Below are 730 nucleotides of genomic sequence, written 5' to 3'. Positions count from 1 at the left end.
CATTAGAATCTACAATATGCTAGTTTGTGAGCTAAAGCAAAACCGCCAAAGCCTAAAAATGAATCTTGCAGTATTGCAAAATATCCTAGAAGTGCCTAAAAGCCTTGAAGTGTGGAAAGATTTTAATAAGCGAGTCCTAGCTCAAGCCAAAAAAGACATTAACGCCAAATCAAACCTTGTTTTGCTTGAAATTAAGACATTTAAGACAGGGCGTAAGATAACCGACCTAGAATTTATCTTTGACTATAAGAACAACGATAAACGCATTATGAGAGACCAAGACAAGAAAAGAGCCTATAACAAGACTCTTTTAGAAATCCTAGAATCCTACATAGGCAAAAGAATTTTCATTAAAGGATTTGGTAAGCTTGTTTGCGAGTATAGACACTGGGACGAGAATATGCAAAATGTCTTTGTTTTCTGCAAACAGCTAGAGAGTGGCAAGGTAATATCTTTTAGAGTAAAGAATCTAAAAGATATTGAGAGCTTAGAAAGATATAGAAAAAAGGCAGAAGAGCTATTCTACCTTGACACAGAGAAAGTCCAAGAAGTGATAGACATTAGAAAGCAACTAGAATCAGGCACACTATTTGATAAGCTCTATAAGAAAGTTTAACAAGAAAAATGTCTCTTTTACAAAAATCACCCCCCTATTTTGCGTGGTTTGAGGCACCAAAAATGCCCCTTATGGCAAAAAAATCAAAAAACTGATAGCTTTAAGCAAAATGGC

The 730-nt window shown here is 35.2% G+C and carries 1 pseudogene; it reads left to right on the top strand.

Annotated features, from left to right (window positions below):
• Positions 1-616 (top strand): annotated as a pseudogene (locus LS74_RS10785) (hypothetical protein); the annotation flags it as partial.
• Positions 617-730 lie beyond the last annotated feature (114 nt).

It is taken from the genome of Helicobacter magdeburgensis, assembly GCF_000765825.2.
GTDB classification, from domain to species: domain Bacteria; phylum Campylobacterota; class Campylobacteria; order Campylobacterales; family Helicobacteraceae; genus Helicobacter_C; species Helicobacter_C magdeburgensis.
The sequence above is the reverse complement of the archived record's forward strand: the minus strand, read 5'-3'. Positions and strand labels throughout refer to the sequence as shown.